Consider the following 19,910-nt stretch of genomic DNA (forward strand, 5'->3'; position numbering starts at 1 on the left):
GATGGTTCACCAGGTCGCCCAGGCGGTCCGACGACATGTCCATGCCGTAGACCTCCCACTGCGTGGTTTCCAGGATGCGGCGCGTCAGATGGTGGCCGATGAAGCCGTTGACGCCAAGAATCAGGACCTTTTTCATCGGTTTCCTTTCAAGACTTTGCAGGGATGATGTTCTGGAGCTCGGTTGCTGAGACCGGGCTGGCGTGGTCGGCACTGCTGCCTTCCATCAGTTGCAGCACGCGTAGCGCGCCGCCGTCGCCACAAACGGCGACGATGCGACCGTCCAGCAGGTGCAGCCCGGGCCGCAACCCGGCCGGCACCGTGCCGCCTTCCAACCGGCGAGCCTGGGCGACGATGAAGCGACGCCCGCCGATGTCCGTGAACGCGCCGGGGTAGGGCGGCGCCACGGCGCGGACGAGATTGTAAACGGCAGCGGCAGGTTGATTGAAGTCGATGCGGCCGTCTTCGGGCTTGCGCCCGGAAAAATAGCTGCCGTCGGCCAGGCGGTTCGGCCGCTTGGGCGTCTGGCCGGCCTTCATGGCGGGCAGCGCACGCCAGAGCGTCTGCTCGGCGGCCACGGTGACTTTCTCGAAGACCTGGCCAGCCGTGTCGTCGGGCAGGATCGGCACGGCCGTCTGGTCGACGATATACCCGGCGTCGGGCTTGGCCTCCATCGCATGCAGCGTGGCGCCGGTCTCGGTCTCGCCGTGCAGCACCGCCCAGTTCACCGGCACGCGGCCGCGGTACTTGGGCAGCAGGGATCCGTGCATGTTGAATGCACCCTGCGGCGCAATGGCCAGTACGTCGGCCGGGATCATGGCGCGGTAATAGAACGAGAAGATCACGTCGGGCCTTGCCGCGCGTACCGCGTCGGCCAGGGCCGGATCGGTAGGGTCTTCGGCGTACAGGAACGACAGGTTCAGCTCGGCGGCGGTGTCCGCCACGCGCTGGAACCAGATGTTCTCGTCGGGCCGGTCGCGGTGCGTGACGACCAGGGCCACGTCCACACCCTGCGCGTGCAGCACGCGCAGGCACCGGTCGCCAACGTTGTGATAGGCAAAGACTACGGCGCGCACGATACCTCCGGTTTGCTGCCCTGCTTGGGGTCGCGTTCCAGCACTGCCTGGATGCGGTAGCGGGGCCGGTCGCGCACTTCCTGGTAGATCCGGCCGATGTATTCGCCCAGCAGGCCGATGCCGAACAGCATGATGCCGATCAGGAAGAACGTGAAGGCGAACAGCGTGAACACACCCTGGACTTCCGACCCGAAGATGAAGCGACGCACGAGCAGTACCACGAACAGGCCCGCCGACGTGATCGACAGCATGGTGCCGATGGCCGAGAACCACTGCAGCGGCACGATCGAGAAACCGGTCACCAGGTCGAAATTCAGGCGGATCAGCTGGTACAGCGAGTACTTCGACTCGCCGGCGTGGCGCTGCTCATGACCCACCTCGATTTCGACCGGATTCGACGAGAACGTGTAGGCCAGCGCCGGAATGAACGTGTTGACTTCGCGGCACGCGTTGATCGTATCGATGATGTTGCGGTCGTAGGCGCGCAGCATGCAGCCCTGGTCCGTCATCTTGATCTTGGTGATCCTCTCGCGCAGGCGGTTCATGGCGCGCGACGCGTAGCGGCGCCAGGCGCTGTCGTTGCGCTGGCGGCGGATGGTGCCCACGTAGTCGTGGCCCTTGCGCATCTCGGCCACCAGGCGCGGGATTTCCTCGGGCGGGTTCTGCAGGTCGGCGTCCAGCGTGATCACGATCCGGCCGCGCGTATGTTCAAAGCCGGCCAGGATGGCCATGTGCTGGCCAAAGTTGCCGTTGAACAGGATGACGCGCGTCACGTCCGGGCGCTTGTGGTATTGGGCGGCCAGCATTGCGGGCGACCGGTCCACGCTGCCATCGTTGACGAAGATGACCTCGTACGATTCGCCCATGTCGTCCAGCGCCGGGTACACGCGGTCGAACAGCGCCTGCAGCCCGCCTTCCTCGTTGTAGACGGGGATGACGACCGAGACCTCGACGGGACTTAGTGAGAGAGACGTTTGCATGTTTCGCTGAGAGTTGCACAGACCCGCTCGACGTCGGCGGCCTGCATCGCGGGGAACAGGGGCAGCGTGACGATGCCGCGGCCGATGCGTTCGGCATGCGGCAGCATGCCTTCGCGCCAGCCGAGCGAGCGGAAGTAGGTAAACAGGTGGACGGGCGGATAGTGGACGCCAGTGCCCACGCCTTGCTCGCGCATCGCTTCCATCACGAGCTTGCGGGCTTCGGCCGGGCCGCCGCGCAGGCGGTCGGTGGGCAGCACGACCTGGAACATGTGCCAGTTCGTGGTGGCCACGGTGGGGTCCAGCGGCACCGGCAGTTCGATACCCAGGTCCGCCAGGCCGGCTTCGGCCGCGCAGCGGAAATAGGTGTCGGCCAGTTCCGCGCGCCGTGCGGTGATGGTGTCCAACGTCTTCAGTTGCGCCAGGCCGATGGCCGCGTTGACATCCGTCAGGTTGAACTTGCCGCCGGGCTCTTCGACGTCCATGCCATCCATGCCGGTACGAATCACGCCCTGCAGCCGCAGGCGCTCGGCGCGCTGGGCTTCCTCGGGGGTGTTCATCACCAGGCAGCCACCTTCGACGGTGGTGATGTTCTTGTTGGCCTGGAAGCTGAAGCTGACCAGGTCGCCGAACGCGCCAATGCGCTGGCCGCGCCAGCGCGAGTCGATGGCCTGCGCGGCGTCTTCGATGACGCGCAGGTTATGGCGCCTGGCGATGGCGTAGAGGCGATCCATGTCGACCGGCAGCCCGGACAGGTACACCGGCATGATGGCGCGCGTGCGCGGCGTGATGGCGGCCTCGACCGCGTCCAGGTCGATATTGCGCGTCACCGGGTCGATATCGACGAACACAGGCCGCGCGCCCACCGTCAGCACCACGTTGGCGGTGGCCACCCAGGTGATCGGCGTGGTGATGACTTCGTCACCGGGGCCGATATCGGCAATGCGCAGCGCGATTTCCATCGTGGCCGAGCCATTGGAAAACGTGCGCACCGGGCGGCCGCCGAACAGTTCGGACAGCGCGGCCTCGAAAGCCTGCACCTTGGGGCCGGACGTGATCCAGCCCGACGCCAGCACCTTGGCCACGTCGGCAATGGTGGCGTCATCGATCTGGGGGCGTACGAACGGCAGGAAATCCTGCGGAGCGGAAGCGGTCATGGGCGATCAGGAACGGGCAATCAGGAAAACGCCGGCAAGGATCAGCATGATGCCGGCCACGCGCAGCGGGCCAATCATCTCGCCGAACAGCCACCAGGCGGCCAGGGCGTTGACTACGTACCCCAGCGACAGCATGGGATAGGCAATCGACACATCCACGCGCGACAGGCCGACGATCCAGACGCCGACGCTGATCACGTAGCAGGTCAGCCCGGCAATCACCGGCCATTGCGTCAGCACGCGGAAGGCCGTGGTCAGGATGGTGGCGCGCTCGATCGTGATGGCGCCCACGGCATTGGTGCCGGCCTTGAGCAGCAGCTGGGCACAGGCGTTGAGCAGTACGCCGGTGAAGATAAAGGCAAATGTCGAAAGATTCATCGGGTATTACCGGCTTTCTGGGCCGGCGGCGGGAAATTGCTGGCGACGACACGCCGCACGTCGCGTGCCACGACATAGACCGGCACATGCTGCGCCACCAGGCCGTCATACGTTTCCGGCGACATGATACCGAGCGCCGGCTGGCCGTCCTGCCACTTGGCGACGAACGCGTCCATGGTCGGAATCCACTTGTCTGGCTGCTGCTGGGTGCCGAACTCCAGTTCATCGGGGGCGGCGACCATCGTCAGCGTACGGCCCAGGTAGAAGGGTAGTGTGTGATCCAGCATCCCCACGCCATACAACGGCATGTCGTCCTTGAGCACGGCCTTGATGGCCGGCAGCATGTCCACGCCCGACGCCCGGCGGCCCATCACCTCGTGGCCGAGCAGGCCGATCGTGCAGGTCAGGAACATCGACAGCGCAAACGCGGCAACGCTGGGAAACACCCCATGCGTGCGCAGCAGCCGGCGCGCCAGCAGCATGCCGGCCAGCAGTACGGCAAACGCCACACCAATATAGACGGCGAAGGCGCGAAACACTTCATTCGGATTGGTTTCCCGCTCCAGCGTGGCCACTACCGGCGCGGCCAGCAGGCCGACGACGGCCAGCACCAGCAGGGCATTGATCTGGCGATTCCACGAACGGTCGCTGATCTGGTCCAGTGCCACGGCCGCGAGAATGGCCAGGGCCGGGAACACCGGCACGATATAACCGGGCAGTTTCGATCCGGACAGGCTGAAGAAAACGAAGATCGCCGCAAACCAGACCAGACTCATCAGGGCCGGCTGGAACGGCTTTCCCCCGGCGCCGCGCTGGGCGCCGTCGCGGTCGCGCACCACGTCCCACATGCGCGGCACCAGGCCCAGCCATGGCAGCATGCCGGCCAGCAGCAGCGGTACGAAATACCAGATCGAGCCTTTGCGCGAATGGACCGTGGAGGTGTAGCGGTCCCAATGCTCGTGAATAAAGAAAAAATGAGGAAATTCGGGGTTCTTCGTCGAAATCAGCCAGAACCACGGCACGGTGACCACCAACATGGCCAGAATGCCGGTAGGCAGATGCAGGCGGCGCCACAGGCCGATATCGCGCGTCAGCAGCGTGTAGACCACCAGCACCAGGCCGGGCAGGGCGATACCGACCAGGCCCTTGGTCAGGATGGCGACCCCCATGGCGGCCCAGCAGACCAGCATCCAGCCTCGGCGGGCGCCAGGCGACGTGTCAGGGTGCTGGGCCAGCAGCATGCAGGCCAGCACGCAGGCCAGGGCGCCGGACAACGTCATGTCCAGCGAATTGAAATGGCCAGCCACGCTCCACATCGGCATGGCCAGCATGACCAGCCCGGCCAGCAGCCCGGCGCGGCAGCCGAACCAGCGCGCCGTGGCCAGCATCGTCATACCCAGCCCGACGATGCCCGACAGCGCCACGCACAGCCGCGCCTGCCAGTCGCCCACACCGAACAGTTCGTAGGCAATGGTCGTCACCCACATATGGAATGGGGGCTTTTCAAAGTACTTCAGGGCGTTATAGCGGATCGTCACCCAGTCGCCGCTGACGAACATCTCGCGCGAGATTTCGGCATATCGGCCTTCGTCGGGACGCAGCAGGTGGCGGTAATCGAGCGTGCCAAACCAGACCAGCAGCACGGCGACCACAACGAACGCAATCATGCCGACAGGCAGCCCGGCTTGGCGCGTGGGCGAAGAACTACGCATATTTCTCCTGAAATGGCCGGGATCCCGGAGGCTGTTCCTACGTCCGCCTTGTGGCGAACACCCCACAACGCGGCACATCCTGACTTGGTGGACACGAGGGGGCAGTGCGGTTGCACCCGCGCGTCGGCCTGCAAAAAGCGTGGGCCGGAAGCCAGCTTTCGGGGCATGGCGACCGCTACGGGCGCGCAATGGTAGCACGAGCGCATTTCCCGCCTCGCCGTTTTGGCTCGCAAAGGCGCCAGGCTGGCACCTCCGGCCGGGGTTGGCAATTTGCGCGCCGCCATTTCCGCGCCAGCGATTTCGCGTAATACTTGCGCCATTCCGGCAAGGACTGCCCCCGCCGGCCATTGGAAAACGGACGATCGCCATGAAACCGGCGTTGCTGCTGTGGTTGCTAGCAGGTGTGATGAACACGGCATTTGCGCAGGCTTCGGCCCCCGATGCCGCGCCGGTGTCGGGCATGTCGCCGCCGATGCCAGCGGGCGCAGTGCTCTGCGACGCGCCGTGGTTTCGCTCGGGATCGCGCGTGCAGCTGGAGGGCGATGGCTCCATGCCGATGTCCATCACGATGACCCTGCGCGAGGTCATGCGCACCGCCCGCGGCTGCAGCGCCCAGCTGGAGGTGCGGTCGAAGTCTGCGTTGTCGGCGCTGATGGGGCCGCCCGTCGTCATGGACCAGGTCCACGAAATCAATATCGACCGCAATGCCGCCACGGCGCGCACCCGTATCGACAGCCGCAACGCCGTGATCAATGCCCGCGCCCGCTACGCGCGCATGTTCGGCGAGGCGTCGTTCAATGGCAGCGGCGTATTCAACTATGCGGGCCTGGAAATCAAGGAAGGCGCCACGCTGGAAGGCGAAACCTTCCAGTCCAGCGTATCGCTCAAGATCTACCCGCTGGGCAAGGACGAAGTGGTGGGCACGATGCAGGCCCTGCACGCGTCGATCATCGTCGGCTCGCGCCATGTGGGCCGCAAGCAGATGATCACCACGGTGATGGGCCGCAAGGAATGCATGCCCATTACCTATGAAAAGCGCACGTCGCTGGGCCCGCTGATGGTTGGCGAAGAACTGCTGCAGCTTGAACCGAGCGTGCTGCACGTGACCGACTGGTACTGCCCCATGGAAGCGTTCGTGCTGCGCACGGAAATCCGGCAGAACAACGAGGTGCAACGGGTGGATGTAACGGCGCTGGAAATGTTGCCGGACGAGGGACAGTAGATGGGCGTACTGGCATTGTCCAGAAAATAAAAAAGGAGCCCCAATGGGCTCCTTTTTGCTCGGGCAGCGGGGTACTGCTGCTCAATTCCCCTGCGTCGGCTTCTTCGTCGCGGCCTTCTTTGGCTTCGACTGCTTCGGGGCGGCCGTCGACTGGTCGGTCAGGTCGGCGCGGGTGCTCTTGTTTGCACCTTGCGAGTACGGGTCGAACTTGTCGCCCGACTTGGCGCCCTGGCTGTAGGTGTCGAACTTCTCGCCCGACTTGGCGCCCTGGGAGTACGGGTCGAACGACTTCTTGTCCTGTGCGATGGCAGCCACGGATGCAGTGGCCAGACCCAGCGCGACGGCGGTGGCGATCAATTGCTTCATGGAAATCTCCTCTGAGTTGCCGCCCGGGTGGTGTTTCACGATGGCGGTCGCGTTGTTGCTGGTCCTACCGGACGGTAGAACCAGGCTCAGGCCAGTGTGGACAAGGCCGCAATGGGCGTCAACTCAGGGCTTTTCCGGGGAGTGTGTCAAAAAATGCTTATTCCGTCACAACGTCGGAGGGGTGCTTCCAGGCGTGTAGCACCTCCGTCGACGGCGCCAGTGCAAGGTTGGTGCCGCGCGTGCCGATCGGCTGCTGGAACCAGCGCTTCTGCAGGGCGGCGGCATCGGGGCTGGCAAAGGTCTTGGCCAGCGTCTGGTCGACCAGCTGCTTCCACTCCGGATCGGCCTTGGACATCATCAGCGCGTTCTGTTCCACCGACAGGGCCGGGCCGACGATCACGTACTGGGACGGGTCCTTCGACTTGGCGCGCAGGCCGGCCAGCAGCACGTCGTCCATGACGAATGCCTGGGCGCGGCCCGTTTCGAGCAGCAGGAACGACTCGCCATGATCCTTGGCGTAGACGTCGCGGAAGCCGTACTCGCTCTTCAGGCGGCGCACGTGGCGATCGCCCGTGGAGCCCGCGCTGGTCACCACCGTCTTGCCACGCAGGTCATTGAGCGACTTGATGCCGGAATCGGCCCGCACCAGCATGCGCACCGTGGAAACATAGTGCGACACGCTGAAGGCCACCTGCTTCTGGCGTTCCAGCGTGTTGGTATTGGGCGCGCAATCCAGGTCGGCCAGGCCGTTGACCATGGCAGGCACGCGGTTCTGGGGCGTCAGCGGCAGCCAGCGCACCTTCAGGTCTTTCAGTCCCAGCTTCTGCTTGGCCGCTTCGGCCACGCGCAGGCACAGGTCCACCGCATAGCCGGCCGGCTGGCCCTTGTCGTCGGCAAACGAGAACGGCAGCGCCGATTCGCGATAGCCAAGCGTGATCGTGCCGGTGTCCCGAATCTTGTCGAGGACGGGGCTGGGGCTTTGCGCGTGGACGGCCGGTACGACGGCCGCGGCCAGGGCAATGCCAGCCATCAGGCGGCGAAGGGAGGGAAAAGCGGAGGAGACAGCGACAGTCAGGGACATGTTCGGGGTAAGGCACGGAAAGACGGAAGGGTATACCCCGAACCCGTGCGCACGAAGAATTTGTTTCTTATTAGCTAATGCCCGAGAGTAGTGCAATGAAAGTTGCCTTTTCGCCACGTCGTACACGGATTTACATCCGTTACGGCGCCGGTTACCGGCTGGCCCACGGCTGAATGCACCGATGCGGGTACAATTCGGCCCACTTTGTACCCCCACGAATAACAAATGAGCCCCCGTCCTTCCCGTCTGGCGTGTGTGGACGCTTTGAAGGCGGTCAGCTCGCAGCTGATCGTATTGCACCACCTGGCGTTCTACGGGCCGATGTCCGATGCGGCCCAGACCCTGGCGCCTGGCCTGATTGGCTGGCTGGCCGACTACGCGCGCATTGCCGTGCAGGTCTTCCTGGTCATCAGCGGCTTCCTGGCCGCGCGCAGCCTGGCCCCGACGGGTCACCTGACCGTTGCCAGCCCGCTGCTGACCATCTGGCGCCGCTACCAGAAGCTGGTGGTGCCGTTTGGCGCGGCCATCCTGGTGGCGATTGCCGGTGCGGCCATCGCGCGCACCTGGATGCAGCACGATTCCATTCCGGCCGCGCCGCATCTGACGCAACTGCTGGCGCACGTACTGCTGCTGCACAACATCCTCGACGTCGATGCGCTGTCCGCCGGCGTCTGGTACATCGCCATCGACCTCCAGCTATTCGCCCTGATGGTGCTGGCGCTGTGGCTGGCGCGCGCCGTGGCCCGCAACGCGCTGCCGCTGGGCGTGCCGATGGTGGGCGTGCTGGCAATCGCCTCGCTGTTCTGGTTCAACCGCGATGCGTCGTGGGACATCTGGGCCATCTATTTCTTTGGCGCCTATGGCATGGGATCGCTGGCCTACTGGGCCTCGAACCCCGGCCGCTCGGTCATGCCGCTGATGGCGCTGGCCGCCATCGGGCTGGCCGCGCTGGCGGTGGACTTCCGGCTGCGCATCGCGGTGGCGCTTGCCACGGCGCTGCTGCTGGCCGTGTCGCGTCGCGGTGGCTGGCTGGAGAGCTGGCCTGCCGGGCGCCTGACCGCGTACTTCGGCCGCATTTCGTATTCGGTGTTCCTGGTTCACTTTCCGGTCTGCCTGGTGGTCAATGCGGTGGTGACGCACCTGGTGCCGGGCCGGCCCGTGCTCAATGCGCTGGGCATGGGGCTGGCCTGGGTGGCCAGCAACGCCGCCGGTGCGCTGTTCCACCGCTACGTGGAGGCCGCCAGCCCCGTGCGTGCGATGGTGAACTGGCTGACGGCCGATCTGCCCCAGCGGGCTCGCGGGCGCCTGGGGCAACGCGCGGAAGGCTGATCCCAGCAATACCCAACGCCTGGAACGGCACGTTCGATCGATCGGACGTGCCGTTTTTGTTTGTCCGACGATCATTTCCGCGCCGCGCCGGAAACCGGTGCGCCTTGCACCGCGATGTACCGCAAGCGCCATGCCGGATCGATGCGCCAGGCACGCCGGCGGTGCGTACGGGATGCCACCAACGGTAACAACCCCAGTTGGGTGTTGGCACGAACGTTGCCTACTATGAACACATAAACCTGACCATCTGGTCAGGATTCGTGTTCCGGTTTCATACCGGGGAGGCGAACATGTCCGACCATATCGTCCTGACCTCGCACGCGCGCCGCGACAAGCCGGCCGAGCCGATTCACTGGGGCGCGCCCACCGCGGCCGAGCGGGGGCCTGTGATCGCCAGCCTGACGGACCCGGCACAGCGCAACGTGATTGGTACGCACGCCGGGGCCTACGCGATCTATCGGGCGCTGGCCGTGGCCGCGGGCAGCCTGCAGCGGGCGCATCGCCCCGACCTGACCGACACGGCGCCGGCCGAGCCGATCGGCCCCCATGCGCAGTGGGGCGACCCCGACAAGATCGTGTCGCTCGACCCCTGGGGCCATCTGGTGTCGACCGTCTTTGCCGACCGTATTGCCGCCGGGTTCGACATCCGGCCGACCATCGCCATCACGCGCGCCCATATCAACATGCCGGAACTGGTGGCCGCCATCGCCGCGGGCCGTCTGGCCCCGGATGGCGACATCCTGTATCCCAATGGCGATGTGCGCGTCTCCAAGGCCGCCATCGACCCGGTCTGGTACCTGCCCGGCATCGCGCGCCGGTTCAATATCAAGGAGAGCATTCTGCGCCGCAGCCTGTTCGAGCAGACCGGCGGCATGTTTCCGGAACTGGTCACGCGGCCAGACCTGAAGGTCTTCCTGCCGCCCATCGGCGGCATGACGCTCTATTTCTTTGGCGACATCAGCAAGCTGGGCCAGCCCGACACCAAGGTGGCCTGCCGGGTCCACGACGAATGCAATGGCTCCGACGTGTTCGGATCCGACATCTGCACGTGCCGGCCCTACCTGGCGCATGGCATCGAGGTCTGTATCGAGATGGCGCAGCAGGGCGGCGTTGGCCTGGTGGTCTATAACCGGAAGGAAGGCCGCGCGCTGGGCGAAGTCACCAAGTTCCTGGTCTATAACGCACGCAAGCGGCAGGTGGGCGGCGACCGGGCCGAAACGTATTTCGCGCGCACCGAGTGCGTGGCTGGCGTGCAGGACATGCGCTTCCAGGAACTGATGCCGGATGTCTTTCACTGGCTCGGGATCCGGAAGATTCACCGCTGGGCCTCGATGAGCAACATGAAACATGGTGCGCTGACGGCGCAGGGCATCGAGGTGGTGGAGCAGGTGCCCATCCCCGAGGCGCTGATCCCGGCCGATGCGCGCGTGGAAATCGATGCGAAGGTGGCGGCGGGTTACTTCACCAGCTACACGCCGCCTGATGCCAACGAACTCGCCCTGGCAAAGGGCAGGGGGTTGAACGAATGAACGAGCATCCCGCAGGAGGCACGACCGGACACGAACCCGGCTCGGGCAGCGGCTGGCACAGCCCGGTGCCGCCCGATCATCCCGCTTCCGGACTGTTGAGCGGCGAGGCGGTGCGCACGCATTGCGCGGTCGTGACCGAATTCGTCGCGTCCGGCGAGTCCGAGCTGTTTACGTGGCATCCGGACCGCGTCCACGCGATTGCGGATTACGTGGCCGCCACCATCCGGCGCCGCTATCCCGATCTGCAGGTGCCTTACCACAGCCGCTGGCGCCATTTCGAGAGCGGTGGGCCGGGGCAGGAAGCGATCAACCGATGGCAGATCCTGTGCGAGCGCGCGGGCATGTCGGGCGCCGATCATTGCGCGGAACGTGCGCGCATCGGCATCGACCTGGTGATCCCGAGCGTGCTGCTGGACGCCGGCGCCGGCCCCGACTGGCGTTACCGCGACCCGGCCAGCGACATGATGCTGACGCGCTCCGAAGGGCTCGGCGTGGCCAGCTTCGACCTGTTTGCCCGGGGCGGCTTCTCGGCCGAATCGGGCGATCCGCTGCGTGCCGATGCCGAGCGGCTGGCGCGTATCGATGCGTCGACCATCGCCACCGCCTTCCAGGTGGCCCAGCACAACCCGCTGGTGGGCCTGGAAGGGCGCGCCGGCCTGTTGCGGCGCCTGGGCGAGGTCATGCAGGCCACCCCGGCCGTCTTCGGCACGCCGGCGCGGCTGGGCAACCTGTTCGACTACCTGTCCGCGCACGCCAAGGACAACCGCATCGAGGCCGGTTTCGTGCTGCGCACGCTGCTGGTGGCGCTGGGTCCCGTCTGGCCGGGGCGGGTGCAGATCGATGGCGTGTCGCTCGGTGACTGCTGGCGGCACCCGGCGGCGCCCCAAGGGCTGGTGCCATTCCACAAGCTCACGCAGTGGCTGACCTACTCGCTGCTGGAGCCGCTGGAGGATGGCGGCCTGGTGGTGGTGGGGCTCGACGCGCTGACCGGACTGCCCGAGTACCGGAACGGCGGGCTGCTCTATGACTTCGAGCTGACCGTGCCGCGCGACCGCGAATTCGCCAGCCGCACCCACACGGTGGACGAGCCCGAGATCGTCGAATGGCGCGCGCTGACCGTCACCGGGCTCGACCTGGTGGCCGATGCGGTGCGCCAGGCGCTGGGTCTCAAGGAAGCGGACTTTCCGCTGGCGCGCGTGCTGGAAGGCGGCACGTGGGCAGCGGGCCGCCGTATCGCGGCGCAGCGCCGGCCACCAGGCGGGCCGCCCCCATTCGCGATCCAGAGCGACGGCACGGTGTTCTAGCGGCAACACGGCATTGCACGGCAGTCCCTGATTGACAGGCAGCCAGCGCGTGGCGGGCCTGGGGCCCGCTGCGCCCGGCCAGGCGAATTTCGGATGACCAAGGAGCGCACCATGAACGACATGTCGGACGTACCCACGGCCGTCCAGGCCTTTGCCGAAACCGAAGCGACGGCCACGCCGGCCGTGATGGTGGTCAACCATCCGCTGGTACAGCACAAGGTCACGCTGGTGCGCAGCGAGGAAACCACCACCGACAACTTCCGCCGCCTGGTGCGCGAGATCAGCCAGCTGCTGACCTACGAGGCCACGCGTGACCTGGCCATGGAGACCATCGCCATCAAGACCCCCATCGCGCCGATGCAGTCGCCGGTGCTGTCGGGCAAGAAGCTGTGCCTGGTGTCGATCCTGCGGGCGGGCAACGGCTTCCTGGACGGCATGCTCGACCTGCTGCCGGCGGCGCGCGTGGGGCATATCGGCCTGTACCGCGACCCCGAGACGCTGGAGCCGATCGAGTACTACTTCAAGATGCCCGAGGACATCCAGGAGCGCTTCGTGATCGTGGTGGACCCGATGCTGGCGACCGGCAATTCGGCCATCGCCGCCATCAACCGGCTGAAGGAAGCCGGCGTGACCACCATGAAGTACGTCTGCCTGATTGCCTCGCGCCCGGGGCTGCGCGCGCTGCAGTCTGCCCATCCTGACGTGGGCATCGTCACTGCCGCCATCGACGAACAGTTGAACGAGCACGGCTACATCGTGCCCGGCCTGGGCGATGCCGGCGACCGGCTTTACGGCACAAAATGATGGACGTCCTGGCGCGCTCGCCTTCGCCCGCGCGCGGCATCGAGCCCCGGCCCGGTCAACCCGGCGGCCGCATCCGGCAGGAAAACGAGGCGCTGATCGTGCGCGCCGCCGAGTACGTGTTTGCCCGCGCGGGCTTCGCCGGGGCAACGATGGCCGATATTGCCGCCCGCGCCGGGGTGCCGAAGTCGAACCTGCACTACTACTTCCGGACCAAGCAGGTGCTGTATCGCGCGGTGCTGGCCCATACGCTGACGCTGTGGCTGTCCGAGACCGACATCATCAGTGCCGACCATTCGCCGCGGCTGGCGCTGGAGCAGTACATCCGGGCCAAGATGCGCCTGTCGGCCAGCCACCCCGACGCGTCGCGCGTGTTCGCCAACGAATTGCTGCACGGCGCGCCGGAGATCGGCAACGTGCTGCGCCAGGCCTTGCGCGAACTGGTGGCGCGCAAGGCGATGGTGATCCGGGCGTGGATCGAGGGCGGGCAGATGGCACCCGTGGACCCCTACCACCTGTTCTTCACGATCTGGGCCGCCACCCAGACCTATGCCGACTTCGAGGCGCAGGTGTGCGCCGTGCTTGGCGTGAGCCAGCTTGACGCCGACGACTTCGAGCACGCCACCGAGCACCTGGTGGCGCTGCTGCTGCGGGGCTGCGGGCTGCAGACACCCGATATCGAACCGGAGCGCGCCTGAGCCGGCCGCGTCCGTCCATCACAACCATCAACCACGCGCCACGCGCGCACACAACGTAAAAAAGGGGAGTGAAGTCATGCACAAGGGAAGCGATCGTCGCAACTGGCTGAAAGCTGCCGCGGCGGCCACGGCGCTGGCCGCCATGGGTCTGCCGGCTGGCGCGCAGGCGCAGTCGAAGATCAAGGTGGCCGCGGTGTACACGGTGCCGGTGGAACAGCAGTGGGTGTCGCGCATCCACAAGGCGCTCAACGAGGCCAAGGGGCGCGGCGAGATCGACTACGTGTTCTCGGAGAGCGTGTCGAACGCCGACTACGAACGCGTGATGCGCCAGTACGCCGAACAGGGCGCCGGCCTCATCGTCGGTGAGTCGTTCGCCGTGGAGGGTGCGGCCCGCAAGGTGGCCAAGGACTATCCGAAGACCGCCTTTCTGATGGGGTCGTCGGGCAAGCCGCAGGCACCGAACTTCTCGGTGTTCGACAACTACATCCAGGAACCGTCGTACCTGACCGGCATGATCGCGGGCGGCATGACCAAGACCAACCACATTGGCATGGTGGGCGGCTACGCGATTCCCGAAGTGAACCGGCTGATGCATGCGTTCATGGAGGGCGCGCGCGAGGTGAACCCGAAGGTGAAGTTCACGGTGAGCTTCATCGGCTCGTGGTTCGACCCGCCCAAGGCCAAGGAAGCCGCGTTCGCGATGATCGACAAGGGGGCCGACGTGCTCTACGCCGAGCGCTTCGGCGTGTCGGACGCCGCCAAGGAGCGCGGCAAGCTGGCGATCGGCAACGTGATCAACACCCAGCCGCAGTACCCGGCCACGGTGGTGGCATCGGCGCTCTGGAACATGGAGCCAACGATCGCGGCCGCGCTGGGCAAGGTCAAGGCCGGCCAGTTCAAGAACGAGGACTACGGCCAGTATTCGCTGATGAAGTTCAAGGGCGCGGAACTGGCGCCGCTGGGCACCTTCGAGGGCAAGGTGCCGGCCGACGTGATGGCCAAGGTCAAGGCCCGCGAGAAGGCGATCCTCGACGGCAAGTTCACGGTCAAGGTGGTGGAAACCGAACCGAAGTCGACGCCCTGATCCACCGGCGGGCGCCACAAGGCGCGCTGCGCATGGCCCCGTTCGGCTGGACGGGGCCGCTTCATTTCTTTCGTTCTGATTTCCGATATTCGATGCCCCAGGATTCGCCGGTGCTCCGGCTTTCGCACATCACCAAACGGTTTGGCCCGCTGCTGGCCAACGACGACATCTCGCTGGACCTGCATCGCGGCGAAGTGCTGGCCCTGCTCGGCGAAAACGGCGCGGGCAAGAGCACGCTGGTCAATATCCTGTTCGGCCACTACGTTGCCGATGCCGGCAGCGTGGAGGTGGATGGCGTGGCGCTGCCGCCGGGCAATCCACGGGCGGCCCTGGCCGCAGGGGTGGGCATGGTGCACCAGCATTTCACGCTGGCCGACAACCTGTCCGTGCTCGACAACATCCTGATCGGCACCGAGCCGCTCTGGCGCTGGCGCCAGCAGCGTGGCGCCGCGCGGGTGCGTATCGACGATCTGGCACGGCGCTTCGGGCTGGCGGTGCAGCCGCAGGCGCGCGTCGGGTCGCTCTCGGTGGGCGAACGCCAGCGCGTGGAAATCATCAAGGCGCTCTATCGCGGCGCGCGGGTGCTGATCCTGGACGAACCCACGGCGGTGCTGACGCCGCAAGAGGCTGACAGCCTGTTCGCCACGCTGGCGCAACTGATCGCCGAAGGGCTGTCGGTGATCTTTATCAGTCACAAGCTGGACGAGGTGTTGCGCGTCTCGCACCGCGTGGCCGTGCTGCGCGGTGGCCGGCTGGTGGCGGAGCGTCGGGCGGACGCCACGGGCAAGGCGGAACTGGCCGAACTGATGGTGGGCCGCCGGGTGGAGATGCCTACGCGTACCGCCGGGTCGGACGGTGGCGAGGTCGTGGCGGCGCTCGACCGGGTCTGCGTCGCGCCGGCGGCGGGCCGCCAGGGCCTGCGGGACGTGACCCTCGACCTGCATGCCGGGGAGATCGTCGGCATCGCGGGGGTCTCGGGCAACGGACAGGTGGCGCTGGCCGAGTTGATGAGCGGGGTGGTGGCGGCGGCGTCCGGCCGCGTCACGGTATGCGGCACGGCGTTGCCGGCGTCGCCCCGGCGCTGGATTGGGGCCGGCGTGGCGCGCATTCCGGAAGACCGGCATGCCGAAGGCGCGGTGGGCGATCTGGCCGTGTGGGAGAACATCATCATCGAGCAGCTGGGCAACCGCGCGTTCGTGCGGGGCGGGGTGATCCGTGGCGGGGCGTCGCGGCGCTTTGCCGGCGAGCTGACACGACGGTTCGATGTCCGGGGTGGCGGCATCGATGTGCCAACGCGCACCCTGTCGGGCGGCAACATGCAGAAGCTGATCCTGGGCCGGGCCTTCTCGGTGCGCGGCGCGCGGACGCCGGCGCTGGTGGTGGCCAGCCAGCCCACCTGGGGCCTCGACATCGGCGCGGTGGCCTATGTGCGCGGCCAACTGCTCGATGCGGCTGCGCAGGGCGCGGCCGTGCTGCTGATTTCGGAAGACCTGGATGAATTGATGGCGCTGTCCGACCGCATCGCCGTCATGCATGCCGGCCGGCTGAGCGCGGCCCGCGCCACGCCGGCATGGACACTCGCCACGCTTGGCCTGGCCATGGCCGGCGCCGACGGCTCGCACGTGGACACGGAGGTGGCCCATGCGGCTTGAAGCCCGAACCGCCGTCTCGCGTACCGCGCTGGTGATGGCCCCGCTTGGCGCGATCGTGGTCACGCTGCTGATCTGCGCACTGCTGGTGGCGCTGGCTGGCGCACCGGTCGGCAAGGCCTACCTGCTATTGCTGCAAGGCGGCTTCGGCTCGCGCTTTGCGTGGTCCGAGACACTCACGCGCGCCACGCCCCTGATCCTGACCGGGCTGGCCGTCGCGGTGGCGTTCCGCACGCGGCTGTTCAATATCGGCGCGGAAGGCCAGCTTTACCTGGGTGCGCTGGCGGCCGTGGCCGTGGGCGGGCAGGTGGACGGTGCCGCCGCGCCCTGGGCGGCATCGCTGCCCACTGGCGTGCTGTTCGGCCTGATGGTGGCAGCCGGCATGCTGGCGGGTGCGTTGCTGCTGCTGTTGCCAGCCTTGCTCAAGCTCCGGCATGGCGTGGACGAGGTGGTCACCACGCTGCTGCTCAATTTCATCGTCCTGCTGGGGGTGTCCATGATGCTCGATGGCCCGATGAAAGACCCGCTGGCGATGGGCTGGCCGCAATCGGTGGCGCTGGTGCCGGAACTGGAACTGGCCCGGCTGATGGAGCGGTCGCGCGTGCACAGCGGCCTGCTGGCCGCGGTGGGCCTGGCGCTGCTGGTGTGGGCGGTCAACCGTTTCACCGTGCTTGGGCTGCAGATGCGCGCCGTGGGGGCCAACGCCCGCGCGGCCGCATTCGCCGGCATGTCTGTGACGCGCGTGACGCTGCTTGCGGCGGCGCTGTCCGGCGCGCTGGCGGGGCTGGCCGGCGTGGTGGAGGTGGCGGGCCGTACCGGCTACCTGACGCTCGACATGTCGCCGGGCTACGGCTACACGGGCGTGGTGATCGCCATGCTGGCGGGCCTGCATCCGGTGGGCGTGGTGGCATCGGCCATCTTCGTGGCCGGCATCCTGGTCGGCGCGGACGGCATGAGCCGGGCCGTGGGCGTGCCCAACACCATTGCCGATGTCATCGTGGCGGTGGCACTGCTGGCGATGCTGGTGGCGACCATGCTCACACGCTATCGCCTGCGTTTTGACCGGACCGGGAAGGTGGCCTGATGGAACTGTTCGATATCGTTGCCGGCGCGCCGTTCTGGATTGCCGTGCTGCGCGTGGCCACACCGCTGATCTTCGGCACGCTGGGCGTGCTGCTGTGCGAGCGTGCTGGCGTGCTGAACCTGGGCATCGAAGGGATCATGGTGGCCGGGGCCTTCTCGGGCTGGCTGGCCGTGTACCACGGCGCGCCGCTGTGGGGCGGGGTGGCGGCGGCCGCCGGGGTGGGGCTGCTGTTCGGGCTGCTGCATGGCTGGCTGACCGTGTCGCTGGCGCTGTCGCAGCACGTGGCGGGGCTGGGCGTGACCATGCTGGCCACCAGCGTGTCGTACTACGCCTACCGGCTGGGCTTTGCGCAGGTCTCGACACCGCCGACGATCACGCCGTTCGCGCCAATGACGTGGTGGGCCGACGTGCCGCTGGTCGGCGCCGTCATGGCGGCCGAAACGGCGCTGACGCTGCTGGCGTTGCTGATGGCGCCGGTGCTGGCCTGGCTGCTGTACCGCACGCCGCTGGGGCTGGCGCTGCGCATGGTCGGCGAAAACCCCGCCGCCGCGGAGGGGCAGGGCATCCGCGTGGGCGCCGTGCGGATCGGCGCGATCATGGCTGGGTCGGCGCTGATGGCCGTGGGCGGCGCGTTTCTCACGCTGTCGGCGTTCAATGCCTTCTTCTTCAACATGATCAATGGCCGGGGCTGGATCTGCGTGGCGCTGGTGGTATTCGCGTCGTGGCGGCCGGGGCGGGCGTTGCTGGGCGCGGTGCTGTTCGCGGCCTTCGATGCGCTGCAACTGCGCTTGCAGCAGGGCGGAGCCAGCCTGCCCGGCCTGCCGCCGCTGCCGTACCAGGTCTACCTGATGCTGCCTTATATTCTGTCGATCCTTGCGCTGGTGCTGGTGGCGCGGCGCGCGGCCTATCCACAGGCGCTGATGAAGCCGTACCGCAAGGGCGAACGCTGAACCCCGTACCGCAAGGCGAACGCCAAACTCTCCCGGAAAGAATGCCATGCTCGATACCATCCTGCGTCACTGCAACCTGCCCGACGGCCGCACCGACGTCGACATCGGCATTTCCGCCGGCCGGATCACGGCCGTCGAGCCCCGGCTGGCGGCCACGGCCGGCGAAGAGATCGATGCGGCTGGCCAACTGGTGTCGCCGCCTTTCGTCGACGCGCATTTCCATATGGATTCCACGCTGTCATACGGCCTGCCGCGCGTGAACCAGTCCGGTACGTTGCTGGAAGGCATCGCGCTGTGGGGCGAACTCAAGCCGCTGCTGACGCAGGACGCCATCGTCGACCGAGCGCTGGCCTATTGCGACTGGGCCGTGGCCAAGGGCTTGCTGGCGATCCGGTCGCACGTGGACGTCTGCGATCCGCGCCTGCTGGCCACCGAGGCGCTGCTCCACGTGCGCGAGCGCGTGAAGCCGTACCTTGACCTGCAACTGGTGGCGTTTCCGCAGGACGGCGTGCTGCGTGCGCCGGGCGCGCTCGACAACCTGCGGCGCGCGCTGGACATGGGGGTCGACGTGGTGGGCGGCATTCCCCATTTCGAGCGGACGATGGCCGACGGCGCGGCGTCGGTGAAGCTGCTGTGCGAAGAGGCCGCCCAGCGGGGACTGCGCGTGGACATGCACTGCGACGAGAGCGACGACCCGTTGTCGCGCCATATCGAGACGCTGGCCAGCGAATCGGTACGGCTGGGGCTGCAGGGGCGGGTCACGGGGTCGCACCTGACGTCGATGCATTCGATGGACAACTACTACGTGTCGAAGCTGCTGCCGCTGATGCGCGAGGCAGGCGTGGCCGCCATCGCCAACCCGTTGATCAACATCACGCTGCAGGGCCGCCATGACACCTACCCGAAACGCCGGGGCATGACCCGTGTGCCCGAACTGCTGGCGGCCGGCATTCCCGTGGCGTTCGGACACGATTGCGTGATGGACCCCTGGTACAGCCTCGGCTCGGGCGACATGCTGGAGGTGGCGCACATGGGCCTGCACGTGGCCCAGATGACGGGGCAGGACGCGATGCGCGCCTGCTTCCGGGCCGTGACGGAGACGCCGGCGGCCATCCTGGGGCTCGATGGCTACGGCGTGGCTCCCGGCTGCCGTGCCGACCTGGTGCTGCTGCAGGCGCGCGACCCGGTCGAGGCCATCCGTCTGCGTGCCACCAGGCTGCTGGTGATGCGGGCAGGCAAGGTGGTATCGCGCACCGCGCCGGCCACGGCCACGCTGTCGCTGCCGGGCCGGCCCGCTGAAGTCGACTTCGGGCTACATCGCGCCTGAGTTTTTTTGAAGTTTCTGCGGCTATGGTGTTGACAGGGTGCGTGCTACTCAGCATAATCACGTTCTTCGCATCGCCGCAGCAATGCAGCGAAACGAAGCCCAGATGGCGGAATTGGTAGACGCACTAGGTTCAGGTCCTAGCGGTGGCAACACTGTGGAGGTTCGAGTCCTCTTCTGGGCACCAATATT

General features: G+C 66.9%; 19 protein-coding genes and 1 tRNA gene. 12 read left to right on the top strand and 8 right to left on the bottom strand.

Going from position 1 to position 19,910, the window contains the following annotated elements:
* From CYJ10_RS35040 to CYJ10_RS31920, 6 genes are all read right to left on the bottom strand, one after another.
* Positions 1-136: NAD-dependent epimerase/dehydratase family protein (locus CYJ10_RS35040; RefSeq protein ID WP_146002161.1), on the bottom strand; the 136-nt coding region annotated here is incomplete at its 3' end.
* 10 nt (positions 137-146) lie between these two features.
* Positions 147-1,073, bottom strand: a complete 927-nt coding sequence (locus CYJ10_RS31900; protein ID WP_101685440.1) for a formyltransferase — start codon at positions 1,071-1,073, stop codon at positions 147-149.
* Positions 1,061-2,053, bottom strand: coding sequence for a glycosyltransferase (locus CYJ10_RS31905; protein WP_101685441.1), 993 nt, complete (start codon positions 2,051-2,053; stop codon positions 1,061-1,063). The genes CYJ10_RS31900 and CYJ10_RS31905 overlap by 13 nt, the downstream gene beginning before the upstream one ends.
* On the bottom strand, positions 2,032-3,207 hold the full coding sequence (locus tag CYJ10_RS31910) for a DegT/DnrJ/EryC1/StrS family aminotransferase (RefSeq protein ID WP_101685442.1): 1,176 nt from the start codon (positions 3,205-3,207) through the stop codon (positions 2,032-2,034). Before CYJ10_RS31910 ends, CYJ10_RS31905 begins: the two co-directional genes overlap by 22 nt.
* Before the next feature lie 6 nt (positions 3,208-3,213).
* A complete protein-coding gene (locus CYJ10_RS31915) occupies positions 3,214-3,585 on the bottom strand; it encodes a DMT family transporter (RefSeq protein ID WP_101685443.1) in 372 nt (123 codons plus the stop codon).
* A complete protein-coding gene (locus CYJ10_RS31920; RefSeq protein WP_101685444.1) occupies positions 3,582-5,297 on the bottom strand; it encodes a glycosyltransferase family 39 protein in 1,716 nt (571 codons plus the stop codon). Before CYJ10_RS31920 ends, CYJ10_RS31915 begins: the two co-directional genes overlap by 4 nt.
* 367 nt (positions 5,298-5,664) lie before the next feature.
* Between CYJ10_RS31920 and CYJ10_RS31925 the strand changes: the two genes are divergently transcribed.
* Positions 5,665-6,519, top strand: coding sequence for a hypothetical protein (locus CYJ10_RS31925; RefSeq protein ID WP_101685445.1), 855 nt, complete (start codon positions 5,665-5,667; stop codon positions 6,517-6,519).
* An 81-nt stretch (positions 6,520-6,600) separates the two neighbouring features.
* Here CYJ10_RS31925 and CYJ10_RS31930 read toward each other — a convergent pair whose 3' ends face one another.
* Positions 6,601-6,885 carry an amino acid ABC transporter permease gene (locus tag CYJ10_RS31930; RefSeq protein WP_101685446.1) on the bottom strand — a complete coding sequence of 95 codons (285 nt, stop codon included), beginning with the start codon at positions 6,883-6,885 and terminating at the stop codon, positions 6,601-6,603.
* A gap of 157 nt (positions 6,886-7,042) precedes the next feature.
* A complete protein-coding gene (locus tag CYJ10_RS31935) occupies positions 7,043-7,915 on the bottom strand; it encodes an amino acid ABC transporter substrate-binding protein (RefSeq protein WP_374703329.1) in 873 nt (290 codons plus the stop codon).
* Between the two features lie 276 nt (positions 7,916-8,191).
* On the opposite strand from CYJ10_RS31935, the gene CYJ10_RS31940 reads away from it, so the two are divergent.
* The 11 genes from CYJ10_RS31940 (at position 8,192) to CYJ10_RS31990 (ending at position 19,905) form a co-directional block, all read left to right on the top strand.
* Entirely contained in the window at positions 8,192-9,295 is a 1,104-nt protein-coding gene (locus tag CYJ10_RS31940; protein WP_101685448.1) for an acyltransferase family protein, read from the top strand.
* A 290-nt stretch (positions 9,296-9,585) separates the two neighbouring features.
* Complete coding sequence (locus CYJ10_RS31945; RefSeq protein WP_101685449.1) at positions 9,586-10,824, top strand: GTP cyclohydrolase II; 1,239 nt, start codon at positions 9,586-9,588, stop codon at positions 10,822-10,824.
* Positions 10,821-12,128, top strand: a complete 1,308-nt coding sequence (locus CYJ10_RS31950) for a URC4/urg3 family protein (RefSeq protein WP_101685450.1) — start codon at positions 10,821-10,823, stop codon at positions 12,126-12,128. The genes CYJ10_RS31945 and CYJ10_RS31950 overlap by 4 nt, the downstream gene beginning before the upstream one ends.
* A gap of 111 nt (positions 12,129-12,239) precedes the next feature.
* Positions 12,240-12,932 carry a uracil phosphoribosyltransferase gene (gene upp / locus CYJ10_RS31955; protein WP_101685460.1) on the top strand — a complete coding sequence of 231 codons (693 nt, stop codon included), beginning with the start codon at positions 12,240-12,242 and terminating at the stop codon, positions 12,930-12,932.
* Positions 12,932-13,627, top strand: coding sequence for a TetR/AcrR family transcriptional regulator (locus CYJ10_RS31960; RefSeq protein WP_257993627.1), 696 nt, complete (start codon positions 12,932-12,934; stop codon positions 13,625-13,627). Before upp ends, CYJ10_RS31960 begins: the two co-directional genes overlap by 1 nt.
* Before the next feature lie 76 nt (positions 13,628-13,703).
* Complete coding sequence (locus CYJ10_RS31965) at positions 13,704-14,711, top strand: BMP family protein (RefSeq protein ID WP_101685451.1); 1,008 nt, start codon at positions 13,704-13,706, stop codon at positions 14,709-14,711.
* A gap of 92 nt (positions 14,712-14,803) precedes the next feature.
* Positions 14,804-16,363, top strand: coding sequence for an ABC transporter ATP-binding protein (locus CYJ10_RS31970; protein ID WP_101685462.1), 1,560 nt, complete (start codon positions 14,804-14,806; stop codon positions 16,361-16,363).
* Positions 16,353-17,444: an ABC transporter permease gene (locus CYJ10_RS31975; RefSeq protein ID WP_101685452.1), complete on the top strand. Its 1,092-nt coding sequence runs from the start codon at positions 16,353-16,355 to the stop codon at positions 17,442-17,444. The genes CYJ10_RS31970 and CYJ10_RS31975 overlap by 11 nt, the downstream gene beginning before the upstream one ends.
* Complete coding sequence (locus CYJ10_RS31980; RefSeq protein WP_101685453.1) at positions 17,441-18,394, top strand: ABC transporter permease; 954 nt, start codon at positions 17,441-17,443, stop codon at positions 18,392-18,394. The genes CYJ10_RS31975 and CYJ10_RS31980 overlap by 4 nt, the downstream gene beginning before the upstream one ends.
* Before the next feature lie 46 nt (positions 18,395-18,440).
* Positions 18,441-19,721, top strand: a complete 1,281-nt coding sequence (locus tag CYJ10_RS31985) for an amidohydrolase family protein (RefSeq protein ID WP_101685454.1) — start codon at positions 18,441-18,443, stop codon at positions 19,719-19,721.
* A 97-nt stretch (positions 19,722-19,818) separates the two neighbouring features.
* Positions 19,819-19,905, top strand: a tRNA-Leu gene (locus CYJ10_RS31990).
* The last annotated feature ends 5 nt before the right edge of the window (positions 19,906-19,910 follow it).

Source organism: Cupriavidus pauculus, assembly GCF_002858765.1.
Classification (GTDB): Bacteria; Pseudomonadota; Gammaproteobacteria; order Burkholderiales; family Burkholderiaceae; genus Cupriavidus; species Cupriavidus pauculus_B.